This is a genomic window from Bacillus marasmi (assembly GCF_902168435.1).
Classification (GTDB): domain Bacteria; phylum Bacillota; class Bacilli; order Bacillales; family Cytobacillaceae; genus Bacillus_BU; species Bacillus_BU marasmi.
Window position 1 is genome coordinate 87,092 of the sequence record NZ_LR656169.1, and the last position, 16,028, is coordinate 103,119.

Annotated in this window: 13 protein-coding genes and 1 other RNA gene; 3 read left to right on the forward strand and 11 right to left on the reverse strand. The window is 38.6% G+C overall.

The genetic code is table 11. From position 1 onward, the window contains the following. Nucleotides 1–131: 131 nt before the first annotated feature. Complete coding sequence (locus tag FXW34_RS09445; protein ID WP_147533739.1) at nucleotides 132–2,480, reverse strand: nitric-oxide reductase large subunit; 2,349 nt, start codon at nucleotides 2,478–2,480, stop codon at nucleotides 132–134. Between the two features lie 244 nt (nucleotides 2,481–2,724). On the opposite strand from FXW34_RS09445, the gene FXW34_RS09450 reads away from it, so the two are divergent. Further along, nucleotides 2,725–2,955 carry a DUF2249 domain-containing protein gene (locus FXW34_RS09450; RefSeq protein WP_147533740.1) on the forward strand — a complete coding sequence of 77 codons (231 nt, stop codon included), beginning with the start codon at nucleotides 2,725–2,727 and terminating at the stop codon, nucleotides 2,953–2,955. 74 nt (nucleotides 2,956–3,029) lie between these two features. On the opposite strand, the gene FXW34_RS09455 is transcribed toward FXW34_RS09450, so the two are convergent. The 8 genes from FXW34_RS09455 to FXW34_RS09490 all read right to left on the reverse strand — a co-directional run bounded on the left by FXW34_RS09455 (nucleotide 3,030) and on the right by FXW34_RS09490 (nucleotide 12,185). After that, nucleotides 3,030–4,955, reverse strand: a complete 1,926-nt coding sequence (locus FXW34_RS09455) for an ATP-dependent DNA helicase (protein WP_147533741.1) — start codon at nucleotides 4,953–4,955, stop codon at nucleotides 3,030–3,032. A 105-nt stretch (nucleotides 4,956–5,060) separates the two neighbouring features. Beyond that, entirely contained in the window at nucleotides 5,061–6,203 is a 1,143-nt protein-coding gene (locus tag FXW34_RS09460; RefSeq protein ID WP_147533742.1) for a THUMP domain-containing class I SAM-dependent RNA methyltransferase, read from the reverse strand. Between the two features lie 158 nt (nucleotides 6,204–6,361). Next, nucleotides 6,362–6,756, reverse strand: an RNA gene (gene rnpB / locus FXW34_RS09465) — RNase P RNA component class B. Between the two features lie 79 nt (nucleotides 6,757–6,835). After that, nucleotides 6,836–7,141, reverse strand: a complete 306-nt coding sequence (gpsB, locus tag FXW34_RS09470) for a cell division regulator GpsB (RefSeq protein ID WP_147533743.1) — start codon at nucleotides 7,139–7,141, stop codon at nucleotides 6,836–6,838. An 81-nt stretch (nucleotides 7,142–7,222) separates the two neighbouring features. Continuing rightward, nucleotides 7,223–7,777: an SLOG family protein gene (locus tag FXW34_RS09475; RefSeq protein ID WP_147533744.1), complete on the reverse strand. Its 555-nt coding sequence runs from the start codon at nucleotides 7,775–7,777 to the stop codon at nucleotides 7,223–7,225. A 137-nt stretch (nucleotides 7,778–7,914) separates the two neighbouring features. Beyond that, nucleotides 7,915–8,220, reverse strand: coding sequence for a CotD family spore coat protein (locus FXW34_RS09480; protein ID WP_425457417.1), 306 nt, complete (start codon nucleotides 8,218–8,220; stop codon nucleotides 7,915–7,917). Nucleotides 8,221–8,627: 407 nt separating this feature from the next. Beyond that, nucleotides 8,628–9,890 (reverse strand): ribonuclease H-like domain-containing protein, encoded by a 1,263-nt coding sequence (locus FXW34_RS09485; RefSeq protein WP_147533745.1) that lies wholly within the window; start codon nucleotides 9,888–9,890, stop codon nucleotides 8,628–8,630. A gap of 15 nt (nucleotides 9,891–9,905) precedes the next feature. Next, nucleotides 9,906–12,185 carry a DEAD/DEAH box helicase gene (locus FXW34_RS09490; protein ID WP_147533746.1) on the reverse strand — a complete coding sequence of 760 codons (2,280 nt, stop codon included), beginning with the start codon at nucleotides 12,183–12,185 and terminating at the stop codon, nucleotides 9,906–9,908. 209 nt (nucleotides 12,186–12,394) lie between these two features. On the opposite strand from FXW34_RS09490, the gene FXW34_RS09495 reads away from it, so the two are divergent. Next, complete coding sequence (locus tag FXW34_RS09495) at nucleotides 12,395–13,087, forward strand: Crp/Fnr family transcriptional regulator (RefSeq protein WP_147533747.1); 693 nt, start codon at nucleotides 12,395–12,397, stop codon at nucleotides 13,085–13,087. A 55-nt stretch (nucleotides 13,088–13,142) separates the two neighbouring features. On the opposite strand, the gene hcp is transcribed toward FXW34_RS09495, so the two are convergent. Continuing rightward, nucleotides 13,143–14,432, reverse strand: coding sequence for a hydroxylamine reductase (gene hcp / locus FXW34_RS09500; RefSeq protein WP_147533748.1), 1,290 nt, complete (start codon nucleotides 14,430–14,432; stop codon nucleotides 13,143–13,145). A 205-nt stretch (nucleotides 14,433–14,637) separates the two neighbouring features. Between hcp and FXW34_RS09505 the strand changes: the two genes are divergently transcribed. Next, a complete protein-coding gene (locus FXW34_RS09505) occupies nucleotides 14,638–15,111 on the forward strand; it encodes an Hsp20/alpha crystallin family protein (protein WP_147533749.1) in 474 nt (157 codons plus the stop codon). 146 nt (nucleotides 15,112–15,257) lie between these two features. On the opposite strand, the gene FXW34_RS09510 is transcribed toward FXW34_RS09505, so the two are convergent. Then, nucleotides 15,258–15,830 (reverse strand): YppG family protein, encoded by a 573-nt coding sequence (locus FXW34_RS09510; protein ID WP_246140954.1) that lies wholly within the window; start codon nucleotides 15,828–15,830, stop codon nucleotides 15,258–15,260. Between the last annotated feature and the right edge of the window lie 198 nt (nucleotides 15,831–16,028).

The window sequence follows — 16,028 nt, forward strand, 5'->3', positions numbered from 1 at the left end:
GTCTCACTCCTTTCGTTTGTCTCATTAACAACTTCATTATAATATAAAGTTATGGGCTTGTGTGTGACAAAGTTAACAAAAACCTCCTTTCTTTTTAGCAAGAAAGGAGGTTTTTTCCTAAAATTGAAATGTTAATCTTCGTCAACCGCAAGATCCTTAACCGGAAGTGGCTCTTCTTCTTTATGTGTAACTTTACGGAGATTAAATAAAGCTTTCAAGCAGAAGATGACAAGAATGACGACCCCTACTAAGAAAACTGTATCCGGAATTGCACGAATCGTTAATAAATTTACTACTGTATCTTGCTGTAAGAAGGATGCAGCACGTGATGACGCATAACCATTATCATAAGCTGCTTTTAATTGCATAAATCCAACCGGAAGCAAGGAAATGAGAATCATACCGGCTAGTCCAACATTTAGTAAAACACATGAAATTTTAATGAATTTGTCGTTCCATTTTTCAGGCTTTACAATGTTTCTTAGAGAGAAGACAAGTACAGCACACGCAAACATACCGTACACACCCATCATTGCCCCATGACCGTGAGCGGGAGTTAAAAATTGACCGTGCTCTAAATAGCTGACTGCTGGTAAGTTAATAAGGAAACCAAGGACTCCTGCCCCAACTAGATTCCAAATCGCAACTGAAATTAAGAACCAGAATGTACCTTTATATGGGAAGTCCGCTCCACCATCACGCATCATTTTATACTGTTCATAAGCTTCTAAGATTAATAGAGTTAACGGGATAACCTCTAATGCTGAGAACACTGCACCTAGAGCAATCCAAGCTTCTGATGAGCCATTATAATAGTAATGGTGCCCAATTCCAATTACACCACTTCCAAGAAGTAAGATCAATTGGAAATACAATGCTTTAACTGTTGATTTCTTTGTAACAAGCTTCATTTGGACCATCAAGAATCCGATTACAACCACTGCAAATACTTCAAAAATTCCCTCTACCCAAAGGTGAATGATCCACCAGCGCCAGTAATCAGCGAAGGTAAAGTGTGTACCTGGATTGATTAAGAATGCGAAAAGATAGAAGAAAGGTACGGCAATTGCTGAGTAGAATAATAGATGGATTAAACCACCCTTGTCCGTTTCTCGTTTTAGTCCGCTCTTAATTCCGCGATAAACGATATACAGCCAAATTAACATACCAGCTGCAAGAATAAATTGCCAAATACGTCCTAATTCTAAATACTCCCAGCCTTGGTGGCCAAATAAGAACCAGTTATTACCTAAATAACCGTTTGCACCTAACCATTGACCAACCATACTTCCGCCTACAAGGACGACTAATGCCCAGAATAAAATATCAACTAGTAAGCCTTGACGCTTTGGCTCGTGACCACCAACTAATGGTGCAAGGAAAATCCCCATCCCTAACCATGCTGTGGCAATCCAGAAAATAGCCAACTGTAGGTGATAACCTTTGGCAATATTAAACGGTAATATATCATATACCCATTTCATCCCGAAGAAACTATCAGGCTCAATATAATAGTGTGCTAGCAATGCTCCAAACATAGCTTGAATAAAGAATAATACTGCAACAATTACAAAATATTTACCCGATTTTAACTGTGAATTTGTTACCGGTAGTTTAGCTATATCAATTTTTGGGAAGTTACCAGGCGTGTAAGCTTCCTGCATTCCAAGATGGTAACGATAGAAAACAAACAATATGATACCAACGAATAAAATTAACACAGTTACACTAACACCACTCCACCAAATCGCAGAGAATGACATTTCATTACCGGCATCTTCATAATATGGCCAGTTATTAGTGTAGGTAATATCGTCGTCTATTCTTTCAGTACTAGATAACCATGCTGTCCAGAAAAAGAAATCGGAAATCTGTTCAATTTGGTCACCGGAGGATACCCAAGAACGTTCACCATCTGGCATGTGTTCTTCTTTGATGAGATTAGCTTTTAAGCCCCAGCCATCTCCATTTGTGAATACATTATGGTAATGCTCTCTAACCTTTTCGACCCCAAACACTTGAGCATCGGTTAAAACAAGAGTATCTTTATTTTCTTCATAGCGGTTTTCTCGCATTTCTTCAATAACCGCTTCACGAATTAACGTCTTTTCGTCTTTTGCTACATCTTGATAATCTTTGCCATAAGTTTCATTTGCTTTAAAATCCTGCATTGCTTTAGTATAGACTTCCAAAGCTTCTGCCGTATAATCTGGACCCATATAAGAGCCATGGCCTAATACTGTTCCATAATCCATCAAACCATATTTTTGGAAGACAGCTTGTCCCCCCATAATCGATTCTTTAGATAGGATAACCTCTCCTTCGGCATCGGTAACCTCTAGTGGCCGTGGTGCCATATCTTTAAAGATCCAGAACCCTCCAACTAATAAAACTGTAAAGCTAAGTATACATGTTGTAATAAGAATGGATTTTAAGAGTGCGTTTTTTGGTTTTGTTGTTTTCCCTTTGTGATTTCCCATTCCATTCACTTCCTTTCTGTTATCTACTTGCCTTATTTTAGACACATTGATGTGACAACTTTGTGAGATGCCGCATCTTCGAGGTGTGATTTTTCACACAGGTAAACTATGGAAAATAAAGTCAAAGTCAATAACAGTAAGGTTTCTTAATAAAAAGATACTCAACAAAGTGATATACCTCACTCAGTCATCATTGGAAATAGCTTACGATTGGATTGTTAATAAAAGTTTAGGAGTGGATAAAATGGAAGGCACAATCTTAGAAATGGACGTACGCGAGGATTTAAAAAATAAGCAAGAGCCATTTCAAAAAATAATGGCTGCTATTGCCAATTTACAATCTAAGGATATTTTCTTGCTTCATGCGCCATTTGAACCTATTCCCCTATATGGCGTATTAGCTTCACAAGGATTTGAATATACAGCTGAAAAAGTTTCGGAAGACTATTGGAAAATCACTTTTACTAAAAAATAAAACTAAAAGCACAGCAAGGTTACAATACCTTTTGCTGTGCTTTTTTCACGTTTTATCGCATCTATTTAAGCGAATTACCCATTATTAACAGTTGTTGGTAATATCCCTTTTATTTTTTCAATGATAGAAGGATGAACGTCCTTATCAATTAATATATGAACAGCGCCCTTGTCAGTGCTGGTCCTTACTAGCCTGCCAACACCCTGACGCAGCCTCAACAGCATGTAAGGTAAATCCACTTCCAAAAACGGCTGGCTGCAACCTTCTCTTTTTGCTGTAAATACTGGATCGTTCGGAGGATATGGCAACGAAAAGAGGATAACGTTTCCTAAAGCATCTCCCGGAATATCCAATCCTTCCCATAAGTGAACGGCACATAGTATCGAGGATGGTTCATTTTGAAACAGAGAAACGAGCTTACTAATTTCTGCATCCCCTTCGAAGTAAATAGGCTTATTAATTTTTCCAGTCATGTATTCTTTAAAGAAATAAAGCTCTGCTTTATTTGAAAACAAGACTAGCGTACCGTTTTCTGCAGCGTTTAGCTCTCTAACACAATAAGCTGAACGCTCCTCCAAATTATACTTATCGAACTCTGGCATGAATATTGTCATATTTTCATCATAATCAAAAGGTGAATTTACCGAAAATGAGTAATAATCAGCAATTCCCAAGCTACCAGCAATATAATCAAATGATTTGTTTTCAGACATGGTAGCTGATGAGAAAATAAACGGCTTACGCTGAGCAAAGATCTCATCCTTTAATATATCTTTAACTAGACGTGGCATAATGACAAGTCTACGCTCATCATCGGTTTCTTCAAACCAAGTTATGCCATTGGTTTTTCCGATAAACAACGATAAAGAATATGTGATTTGCTCCAAATATTCTTCAACAATTTTTAAATCATAATCATTAATAACAAACAGTTCGCTTTCAAACACTAACTCTTCTTCTAACGAACTAAGCGTGTCGAAAAGCTGTTTCGCCATGGTGACAATTTGATTATTTTTGATTATCGTCTTTTTCTCCGAACCGATTGTATCCTCAGAGTATTTTGTTAACCCGTTAAAAAATTCCATGCTTTGCATAATCGCTGTTTCAATAATATAGAGTGTTTTTTCACGGATATCATTGCCTGCAATTTTTTCCAATAAGGTTTCAAGGGTTTTTTCGGTTAATTTATAAGTTAAAGCCTTCTGAGCGGCATATTCTAACAAGTGTCCTTCATCAAAAACGACACAGCAGCCTTCTGGGAGAAGTGGTAACTGGCCCTCACGTCTGCGCGACTCCCTTGTCCAAACATGCTCCATGAAAAAGTCCTGTGAGCAAATAATTAAATCTCCAGCACCTCGGTAATAGTCACGATGAAGGGTTTGACCACAACGATGGCGCTTATCACAGGAGAAACAGTCCTGGAGGGTGTCCCATGCGATACGCTCCCATTGTTCATCAGTTAATTCAGGATGGTCCTTACGATCGCCATATGGGGAAAACGATTGCATTGAAGAACCACTATGCACAAACGACGGTAGCGATTCATAAATATCACTAAATGTATTTGTAGTATCAGTTACCTGATTGGATTCTAGCTTATTTAAGCATAAATATTGATCGCGGGCCTTAGCGAGTCTGACATCCACGGTTAATCCTAGAGCTGCTTCCAGCCTCGCAATATCTCCCTCTTTTTTTACGATTTGCTCTATTAATGTTTCATCGGCACAAGCGATAATCGCTGGCTGATTCGTATACCTTGCATAACATAGGGCATACAGTAAATAAACGATTGTTTTTCCTGTACCAACCCCCGCCTCAGCAAACATTACCTTTTTATCTTTGAAGGCTTTTTCAAGCTGAAATGCCATATAAATTTGTTCATCTCTTAATTCAAACCCTGCCTCTGGTAAGTAGTCATAAAAAACATCACCAATCCAGTCATTTAAACGCTCATAAAAGGATTCAGTTTTCGTTAATGTAAATGGTAAACGACTTTGCATATTAGCCTCCAAAAAAATAGGGGCTACCCACTATTGGGCTAGTCCCTCTTTATGTCTTGTAATTGAATAACGTAACATTCTATATTATGTTAAGGAAAAATAATCCTATTCTTGCGGACGCGGTGGACGTTTTCCCCAATACTGATAATAATCTGTTCTGATAAAACCGTTAAAAAGCTTGCGTTTTTTCGTTGCTGGTTTACCGTAAAGACTCTCGAACTCCGGATGTGACGTTAACATGTAAATTGACCAAGTGTCTAACGGTACAAAGGCTTTTCCCATTTCTCGGTACATTTGTTCAACGGCTGGTTTATCACCGAGCCGTTCACCATAAGGTGGATTCCCTACAATCACACCATAATCTTGCTTGACGGTAAGGTCCTGCACCCTCATCTGTTTAAAGGTGATTAAATCGCCTAAGCCTGCCTCAAACGCATTCTCTTCGGCAATTTTAACCATCCTATGATCGATATCAGAACCGGTAATGATTAAAGGTTGATCATAATTTGCTAAATCCTCTGCTTCATTCCTCGCCTGCTCCCAAACTGATGTTGGGATAATCGGCCAATCCTCTGAGATAAACTCTCGATTGAAGCCCGGTGCAATATTTTGACCAATCAGTGCAGCTTCTATCGGGATTGTGCCTGAACCACAAAATGGATCAATGAACGGACGGTCCGCTGTCCAATTCGTGAGTAAGACCAGGGCAGCGGCTAACGTTTCTTTTAATGGCGCTTCCCCCTGATCAGCCCGGTAACCTCGTTTATGTAATCCTGCTCCACTAGTATCAATTGTGATTGTAGCGACATCCTTTAATAAGGCTACTTCAATCTTATATTTAGGTCCATTTTCTTCAAACCAAGTTGTCCGCTTATAATGGTTTTGTAATCGAGCAACAATTGCTTTTTTAACTATCGCTTGACAGTCTGATACACTGAATAGCTTGGACTTTACCGACTTCCCTGATACGGGAAATTCTGCATTTTCCGGCAGAAAATCTTCCCATGGTAAAGCCTTTGTTTTTTCAAATAGTTCATCAAAACTCGTAGCCCGAAACTCGCCCACTTTTATTTTGATGCGGTCAGCTGTTCTTAACCAGAGATTGCTACGGGCAATCGCCGTGCCATCCCCTTTAAAGGAAATGCGACCATTCTCCACATTGCAATCATATCCTAAATCGCGGACTTCCTTGGCAACAATCGCCTCAAGTCCCATCGCCGATGTAGCAATTAAATCATATTTTTTCATTTTCCCACCCTACTTAATCCAACATAATAATTACTGTCTTTTATGACTAACTTTTGTGACACTTTAAGACGCTTTCACTTTTATCATTATACACAAAGAAAGCTCTCCATAAAAGGAGAGCCAATTATCCATACACTCATACAAAGACTTTAATAACGTTCTGTAAGCCATGTTCTGTGCCATCGTACTGCAAACGACCTAAGTCTCGTACTCCGGTGGTAATCATCTATCTACAGATTGGTTCCAATCTGTCCTTCTCCTTGTTGAATTCCTCAGAGAAAGTGCCCCTACCATTATTTGGGTTTCTCGCTCGTGGGGTTTACCCGTTCCACCCTCACCATTTCTGATGAGGCTACGTCACTGTGGCACTTTTATAGGTACTCATGCCATATCTAATGAGGACTTAGGCATTTTTCCGGCCGTCAGCCGAGGCAATCTCGACTGCCCTAGCTTATTGATTGGCTAGGCACGAACACTACGAGCATCTCAGCTCGTGCGAGCATGGACTTTCCTCTACAGGTTGCATAGCTTCCTGCAGCGATTACCCGAACGTTATTAAAGAGTACATTGCTTATTATATGGAATATTACATTGAATCGCAATGGTAATTACAAGAAAAACTGATATTCTTATTAATCGTATAGCTTACTTCCAAACACATGCTTTTCTAAATTTGACAATCGTTTTAGGATATCAAAATTAGTGGTCCCAACCGCTGCTTGAGGTTGAGTATTTTGACGACGTGTTGATTCTTCTAATTGCTTTTTAAGCTTAACAACTTCCTGTTGTAGCTCCTCGATTTCCTGATGAAAGGCTTCATAATCTTTAATGATAAGATCAAGAAATTTATCAACATCTTCCTGTTTATAGCCACGCATTGCTGTTTTAAACTCTTTTTCTAAAATATCTTTCGCAGTTAATTTAAATTTATCTGACAATTCATATTCACCTCAAGTATCCCCTATCATCACATTATATTGTTCCAAAAATGTACACTTTTGTCAATTTCCTTTCGAAAATTAATATTGATCCTGCTGGGATTCCTCCACGATAATTTGCAAATCATAAAATCCAAACAAACGAAGATCATAGGGATGATTTTCTTTATATTTTTGAGCCGTTTCGTAAAGATACTTCGGCCCGCCCTCTTTTTCGTGATCATAAAATAGAATTAAAGCATCGCTTTTCTCCAAAAAGAACTGGTTTTTTAAACGAAATTGCCATGGTCCCTCATACTTTTTTTTCGTGATAGAATCTACAAAATCAGCTCCGATTAAAACCGATTCGTATAATTCCTTATTTTGCTCATTCCAATTTTCTTCTTGATTTAAGAAAGGAGTAATTAAACCAAGCTGAAGTTCAGGATGCAGCTGTTGTAATTCAAATACCACTTCCGCTGCCCATAGTTCTGTTCCAAGCTGGCCACTTATAATAACCCACTCTAGGCCTTCCTCCAAAAAACGCTCCAGTTCCCTGCGTATCGCTAGCTTGATAAAGCTTATGGCAGGATGATTTTTCTGAAACAAACCAAGTTCAGAGGGTTTATAACCAGATATTGCAACCACCTTAGCCATACCTATTAAACCCCTTTAACTATCTGTTAACTTTTATGTAATCACATTATTTCATATTTTATATTCTTTTATTTTAGGCTAGAAACCGCAAACAAACAAGGGCTTCAAGATAGGAAGCCCTTGTTTTCAATAAATAATTATCTCCAAAAAGGTCTAACCCCAGGGAAAGGTCGAGGTACTTGACCTTGAAAACCGCCTTGGAATCCTCCTGGAATCGGTCCAGGGCCAGCATTAAAATGTTGATGTGTCACTTCATTTACTACTGATTGAGTTTGTGGGAAGTAGTGTTGGTGTGCATAGAACTCATGGTTTACAGTAGTTGTGTGTTGTGGGTGAATATGAGGTACCACATAATTTTGACATGTGTGATTAACACAGCATTTTGTAGGATGTACAATCGCTGGTAATACACAAGTTGGACACTTACAATTCATCGGATGCATAAGAGATCCTCCTTTCTCTTTGACTATCTTTACATTACTAGCCTATGTTGAAGGAGGATATCTTGTACTAATGAAAATACCTATTTATAGTGAAAATAGGCCAGAAACGACAAAATCGCACTTATATAGCGCTTTTACCTACATTTCCGCCTAACCTATTGTTTTTACTTATAACATTGTATAAAAACTATCTTTTAAACTTGTAAATAAAATGGCAGTCAAACATACAACAACAAAAAACAAGAACAAAATTGCCTTATACACTTTACCAGCTCCAAATAAGTTCTCCTATGGATTCATTCCATACAAGATAACATTTTACTCTGCACACCATTACGTTTCAATATGGAATGACTGGATTATTGATATGAATTTGTGAATATTTTGTTACAGAGCTTAGCACCTTGTTAGTTCCCATCTTTAGCCAGCTTAATTGTTAACCTTAGCATACGTTTGTCACTGTCATTTGCGTATTTCATTAATTTTTTTTTGTCTGTAATTTTTGAGCAGGACTGTTTTGCTCTCTCGCAATATGTGTAGGCCATTTCAATATTTTTGATCCGATGCTCATAGATTTTTGCTAATTCAATACATGCCTCAACTTGCAGTAAAAGAGGCCCATCTTCCGCTACCTTTTTCCAAAGCTCTTCTGCCTTCAGCCACTTACATTCCCGCTTATATTCAAAGGCTAAAGCGTTCATCGCTTGATAGTCCACATCATCTACTCCCGATAGGAGGTCACTGAAAGCCTGCTTCGCCTGAACCGATTGACCTAACGAAGCATACCAACGACCCACTTCATAAGTTTCCTTAGCCGTTTGCTGCCCGTCGAGTCGAAGTAACTGAAATGATAGATGAATGTACAGGGAAATTAACGAGAGAATATCCATCTCATTATGCTTTATCACACCCAATAAACCTTCGGGATTTTTCCGTTCGATAAAATCAAAATAAATAATAGGTGCTAAAAATCCAGGAATATCATCCTTTCTTTCAAAACCGAGCACTTCATTCTCAACCCTAGAAAGCTTAAGCTTATCGAGCTTGTGCTTCCACATTCGCCGTGCAGCGTGGTACAAATCGAAGTGACCAAATGCCGGAAGCTTCGGCACATGGTCACGGATTAGTGTATGTCGAGTTTTAACCTGTGGCCAGTCAAATGCCTTGCCATTATAGGTTACCAGCGTCTTATAATCCACGCTTTCCAAAAAGCTTTGATACAACGGAATCTCTGCTCCTGGATGCGGAAGAATATGTTGTTTAAGGGTAACATGAGTTTCACTAACACTTGCGTGACCAAGTAAGAAAATCGTATTTCCTGCCCCTCCACCTAAGCCAGTCGTCTCGGTGTCGAAGAAAAATAGCTCATTTGGATTGTGCCCTTCAGCAGATAATGGATGCTTAATATTTGTATTGTTCCACGCCTGTACTACTGTAAATAAATCTTTAAAGCAATACTTACCATGTTGATGAGTTAGCGGGTAGGTTACCTCCCGAATTAAGCAATAGCTATTGTCAAAATAATAGGGCCTTACATTAGCCTTTGTCCACTCTTCAATATACGGAATTTCTTGTTCTTTATTAGTTAATAAAGCCTTCTGGACCTCATTTTTCTTTTCAGAAACTACAAGGTGCGGCTTTAAGCGATTTAATTTGTTTTTTAATGACATTCCGCACCTTCCCCCCTAGGCATTTCCTACATCAATAAATAATTTCAATATTTTTAGGACATCCTTTTTTGCGTTTGGATTTAGTGTATCTGTCCCAATGCATGAAGGACACCCTTGCTCACATTGACAGTGCTCAATCATTGTTTTTGTCTCGGTTAAAACAAATTCAATACCACTGTAAATTTTTTCACTTAAGCCTATTCCACCTGGATACCGATCATAAAAGAAAATGGTCGGCTTTTCATTATGTGCTGCTTTCACCTGAGGAACAACGTGAATATCCTGTGGATCGCACATCACAAATAGTGGCACGATTGATTTTAGCGCATGGGCAGTGCCGATTAACCCCTGCTCAAGCCTGTCCTCACTAAATAGTTGCAATTCCTTTTGCAAAGAAATCCACGCTGAGCTTGTGTGGAGTTCCTCTTCAGGTAAGTGGATTGGACCGGAACCAATATTTTCATGGGTTTCGAACTTGATTTTTTTAAAAATAGTGGCCATTGCTCTTACGCTAACGTCCCCAAAGCCTAGCTCCCAAGTTGTGGTTGACCGTTGTTTATCTACGTCTAGAACCTTAAGTTCTACTGCGAGGTTTGCATCAGTAAAATAATCTACTTCCACCTCACGAACAAAAGCTTTCTTTTCTTCCCAGTCAAGTGTTTCCACTTGAAATTGAATTCCCTGATGCAGATAAATCGCTTCTTCATGCAGCAGTGTCATTGCTGAGAAACGATCCATTTCACCAATCACCCTTGCTCTACCCGTCTCAGACTGATCAATGATGACGATATTTTCCTGTGAAGCGGAGCGAAGACTTATGTTATGAGCAGGAAAGGAATCATTCATCCAATACCATTTATCACCATTTTGATAGAGAATTCTTTCTTCTGTTAGATATTCCAGTAATTCCTCTGTCTCAACATTACCAAACTGATCCCCCTGTTTAAAAGGAAGTTCATATGCAGCGCATTTCATATGATCTATGAGAATAATTAAATTATCAGGATTGATGCGAGCAGTTTCTGGACTTCTTTTAAAGAAATAATCTGGATGCTGGATCACATATTGATCAAGCGGACTCGAGCTTGCAACTAATATAACAAGCGACTCATCATGGCGTCGTCCTGCTCTTCCCGCCTGCTGCCAAGCGCTTGCAATCGAGCCCGGATAACCGGTCATAATGCAAACCTGAAGCTGACCAATGTCAACACCAAGTTCAAGGGCATTTGTGCTGACCACGCCATAAATTTCACCTGCTCGCAGTCCTTTTTCTATTTCACGACGTTCCGTTGGTAAATATCCACCTCGATAGCCTCGAATTGATTTTGGCCCCAATTGATATTTGACCAACTCCTTTAAGTAGGTTAATAAAATTTCGACTCTGACTCTACTCCGGGCAAAGACGATGGTTTGGATTTTATTTTTCAAAAGCACACCAGCAAGGCGTCTAGCTTCGAGTGTAGCGCTTCTACGTATATTTAACGGCTTGTTAATGATAGGTGGATTATAAAAAAGAAAATGCTTTCTACCGCTTGGTGCGCCATTGTTATCAATTAATGTCATATTTGTTTCGGTTAACCGTTCTGCTAATTCCAATGGGTTGGCGATAGTAGCGGACGTACAAATAAACACAGGATTGCTGCCGTAGTATTGGCAAATCCTTTTTAGACGGCGAATCACATTAGCTACATGGCTTCCGAATACGCCACGATATATATGGAGTTCATCAATGACGACATATTTTAGGTTTTCAAACAGCGCCACCCATTTCGTATGATGCGGCAAGATTGCTGAATGGAGCATATCAGGATTGGTTATGACGATATGACCAGCCCTGCGAACCTTTTGGCGAATATTCGCGGCCGTATCGCCATCATATGTATAACAATTCAAGTCAAGCTCTCCCCCTTGAATCAGTTCATTTAACTCGCTTTTTTGATCTTGTGCTAACGCTTTCGTCGGAAACATATAAAGCGCTCGTGCACTTGAATCATTCAATAGTGTTTGCAAGACAGGAAGGTTGTAACAAAGCGTTTTTCCGGAAGCGGTTGGTGTAACCGCAACAATGCTTTTCTTAGCTGAAACAGCCTCATACGCTGATCCTTGATGGGTATATAATTGTCCAATCCCACGCTGTTTTAATGCTGTAGCTAACTTGGAATGAAGCATTTTTGGTAATGGAACTGTGACCGCTTCTTTTTCTTCAATTGTATGCCAATATTCGATGCACTGCTTCGTTTTCTGATCCTCATTAAACAGACCAATAATCTCTTGTAGACTTTTTCTAACCTTCAACGTACTCACCTCTATTCTTACATTTTACCGAATCTACGTTCGCAAAAAAAGACTGAATGTAAAATTTTCGTTTTCTGGTATTCATTCATCTCTACCAAATTAGTCCACATTAAATTTTCCCAGAATAATTTTATTGGAATTTGAATGACTTCTACTGATTATTTGTTACAATAAGGAAAGTAAAGGCTATCATTTGTAGAGGTGCTAACATGAAAAAAGAACAAATCAAGAAAGTATTATCGCAATTCTCTTTATTTCGAGAATTGGATGAGCAAGAAATTTCAAAAATAGTAGAAATTTCAATTGCTAGAGAATTAAAGAAAAACAACCATGTTTTCCTACAGGGTGATCCGATATCCAATGTTTATTTTATTGTAGAGGGAAAAGTAAAAATATACAAAAGTGATTCGAGCGGTCGTGAACAAATCGTTAATATCGTTAAGGCTGGCGATATGTTCCCTCACGTAGGTTTTTTCCGAAAGGGTGAATACCCTGCATTTGCAGAAATCATTGAACACGCTAAGCTTGTAGTAGTTCCCATCGACCAATTCGAAAAGGTCCTCATTGATAATCCCTATTTGTGTATTAAGGTTTTTAATGTTCTTGCCGAAAAAATTATTGACCTTCAAGATCGCCTGGAAGAACAAATTTTAAATAACACTTACGAGCAAATTATTAAATTATTAGTGCGACTTTCCGAAAAGCATGGCTCAACTTTAGACGATGGAAAGGTGTTACTTAAATCAGAATTTACGAACAAGGACTTGGCCAATATGATTGGTACCACAAGAGAGACAGTAAGCCGTACGCTAACGAAAATGAAAAAAGAAGGCTTAATCGAAGTAAATAGCTCAGGAGATATGGTCTTTGACCCAGAAGTTATGTTAGACGAGATATTTTAAAGACAAAAAAGAACCAACCGCAGAGAGGTAAAAAGGCGGTTGGTTTTTTGATTTTTTATGAATTAAGCATTGCTTCCATGTCTTCTTGCGCGTTTCCAATTAACTTAAGGTTAAATGTTTCTTGGAGTACGTTTAAGACACCTTCTGAAATAAATTCAGGCGGCTTTGGCCCAATGCGAATATCTTGAATCCCTAAGCTGAATAAACCTAAAAGGATTGCTACAGCTTTTTGTTCAAACCAAGAAAGTACGATACTTACTGGTAGCTCATTTACACTGCAGCCAAATGCGTCTGCTAAGGCAAGGGCAATTTTCACTGTTGATCCTGAGTTGTTACATTGTCCTAAGTCGATGTAACGAGGAATTTCTGTACCCGGCACTACTCCGTAATCAACATCGTTGAAACGGAACTTACCACAGGAAGTTGTTAAAATAACTGTTTCAGGAGGTAGTGAAGTTGCTAATTCACGGTAATATTCTCCGCCTTTTCCAGGTGCATCACAGCCAGCGATAACAAAGAAACGCTTGATTTTCCCTTCTTTAACAGCAGCGATAACTTCTGGAGCTAAACCAAGAACTGTCTCGTGGTGGAAACCAGTTAATAATGTTTCGTCAGAATCGATATTAGCTTCAGGTAATTCTAAAGCGCGATTAATTAGTGGTGAGAAATCATCGTTAACAATTTTTTGAACGTTTTCTAAACCTGCTACTTCATAAGAGAACATACGGTCAGCATATGAGCCCTTGATTGGCATTACGCAGTTAGTAGTCGCCAAAATAGCTCCTGGGAATTTTTCAAATAAACGACGTTGATCATACCATGCTTTACCGATATTACCTTTTAAGTGAGAGTATTTTTTTAATGCTGGATAGCCATGAGCTGGTAGCATTTCTGAGTGAGTATAAATGTTGATGCCTTTACCTTCTGTTTGTTTCAACAATTCTTCAAGAGCAAATAAATTGTGTCCAGATACTACAATCGCTTTGCCTTCAATTTTGTTTTGTGAAACACGGATTGGTTGTGGAATACCAAGGCGTTTTGTGTGAGCCTCATCCAACACTTCCATGATACGAACGGCTGCCTGTCCAACCTGCATCGCCATGTTGATGTGTTCTTGAACGTTAAAGTTAGAGTTTGTTAGCGTCATATATAGTGCTTCTTGTGTTGTTCTATCTACGAAGTCGTCTGTAAATCCTAGTTGATTAGCGTGGGTTCTGTAAGCTGCAATTCCTTTTAAGCCAAAAATGATTGTGTCCTGTAGGCTTGCAATCGTTTCATCTTTGCCGCACACGCCTACGACTGTACAGCCTCCAGTTGGAGTTTGTTCACATTGGTAACAAAACATTTCTATTCCTCACCTTCATACATTTTCTACTGTTAAAGCATAACAGTTGTAGTTCACCCAAAAACGTGATGCACATCACACCCTATTCAACAGTCATAAAATGTTCAAATTTTGGTAACCATTGGAAATGAACCCCCAAATAAAAAAATGCATAGAATAAACACAAAAACAACTATTTTTTCTCATGGAAAGGAGCTACGGAGTTATGTCTAGCAAACTACCATTTGACCCAAAGAAGCACGAGCCATTTGGCGATATTTTTAAGCAAATGAATGAGTTTTTACATGATAATCGTCCAATTAGAGGAATCCTTCAAACGATTGATGATTTTTTCCGCACACCTTTTCCACACATGTCATTCCCAGTTGAGGTAACAGAAACAGACTACCATCATATTATTTTAGCTGAACTTGCCGGCGTGCAGAAAGATCAAATCCATATTGATGTTTTAGGGAATTCCGTCACTATTACCGTAAAAAATGATGAGGAGTTGTCCGAGGAAGACGATACAAAACAGCGGTATCGAAAAAGAAAAACGATGTCTCGCACGAGTAGAACAATCACCCTGCCTTTTCTTATCAATGAAAAGACCGTCAAAGCTTCATATAAAAACGGCTTATTAGAAATTGCTATTCCAAAAAACAAAGGTAAAAAAGTCATTATTGACTATAATGAATAATAAAAGAGGCGACTAATGTCCGCCTCTTTCCATTTGTTTCCTATTTGTTTTCATTATACTACTAAAAACTTTTCGACAATTCGACTTTGAAACTTTATTTCACAAAACTTTTCGACGAATTTCATATTCTTCATAGCCACAATTTCCTATACCTTTAACATCCCACCAATTCCTTGTACCATCGATTTCACTTGAGAAAGAGCATTAATCATTTGTCCTGCAGTGTTGACCATCTTATTAATATCCATTGATCCATCCTGTGATTTGAACGAGTTCATGATATTAGACATCCCCCCCGATTGTTTCGGCATCATTGCAGGATTAGGGTATTGATTAATAGTTGCTGGACCCGCCTGCATTTGCTGCTGATAATACGGTGGATAGGGTTCATCAGGCACTTGTAACGGATTTTGTAACACCGTTTGTGAAAAACCTTGATTCATCAAATATGGATGTCCTGCATATGAATTAGTACTAGTCATATTATTTTGATAGGAATTTGGATACTGATTCATTTGCATCGGATAAGGGTATGGGGTGTTGCTCCAATTAGTGGCACCATATTGAGCTTGGAATGGTGTTGGATAGGGTGATGTAGCTTGCTGCCCCTGCTGCCGTAATGGAAAATCCTGATAAACATATGGCTCTATATATCTACTTGATTGGTTTCCCCCAGGCGGATAAAAAAAATAGGATTGTATTTTTTTTCGACCAAACATGGGCGAACATCCTCCTCAACTTTCATTACGACATTTTATGAAGATACGTTTAAAAAGGTGTAAATTGAAAGTGCTTTCAAATAGAGAAAATTAGGATTTTTCCGATATTAACGCTTTTTGTCAAACAGTGAAGAAAATTGTCTGAAGTCTCAATTTTCACAAAATGGCGAAAATGGCGTTTTCCATGTTAGGATAGTA

Excerpts from the sequence above, each read along its gene's own strand:
- FXW34_RS09475 (WP_147533744.1), bottom strand. The coding sequence starts at position 7,777 with ATGGCTAAGGTGGTTGCAATATCTGGTTATAAACCCTCTGAACTTGGT.
- FXW34_RS09480 (WP_425457417.1), bottom strand. The coding sequence starts at position 8,220 with ATGCATCCGATGAATTGTAAGTGTCCAACTTGTGTATTACCAGCGATT.
- FXW34_RS09505 (WP_147533749.1), top strand. The coding sequence starts at position 14,638 with ATGTCTAGCAAACTACCATTTGACCCAAAGAAGCACGAGCCATTTGGC.
- FXW34_RS09460 (WP_147533742.1), bottom strand. The coding sequence starts at position 6,203 with ATGAAAAAATATGATTTAATTGCTACATCGGCGATGGGACTTGAGGCG.
- FXW34_RS09455 (WP_147533741.1), bottom strand. The coding sequence starts at position 4,955 with ATGCAAAGTCGTTTACCATTTACATTAACGAAAACTGAATCCTTTTAT.
- FXW34_RS09445 (WP_147533739.1), bottom strand. The coding sequence starts at position 2,480 with ATGGGAAATCACAAAGGGAAAACAACAAAACCAAAAAACGCACTCTTA.
- FXW34_RS09510 (WP_246140954.1), bottom strand. The coding sequence starts at position 15,830 with ATGTTTGGTCGAAAAAAAATACAATCCTATTTTTTTTATCCGCCTGGG.
- hcp (WP_147533748.1), bottom strand. The coding sequence starts at position 14,432 with ATGTTTTGTTACCAATGTGAACAAACTCCAACTGGAGGCTGTACAGTC.
- FXW34_RS09495 (WP_147533747.1), top strand. The coding sequence starts at position 12,395 with ATGAAAAAAGAACAAATCAAGAAAGTATTATCGCAATTCTCTTTATTT.
- FXW34_RS09450 (WP_147533740.1), top strand. The coding sequence starts at position 2,725 with ATGGAAGGCACAATCTTAGAAATGGACGTACGCGAGGATTTAAAAAAT.
- FXW34_RS09485 (WP_147533745.1), bottom strand. The coding sequence starts at position 9,890 with ATGTCATTAAAAAACAAATTAAATCGCTTAAAGCCGCACCTTGTAGTT.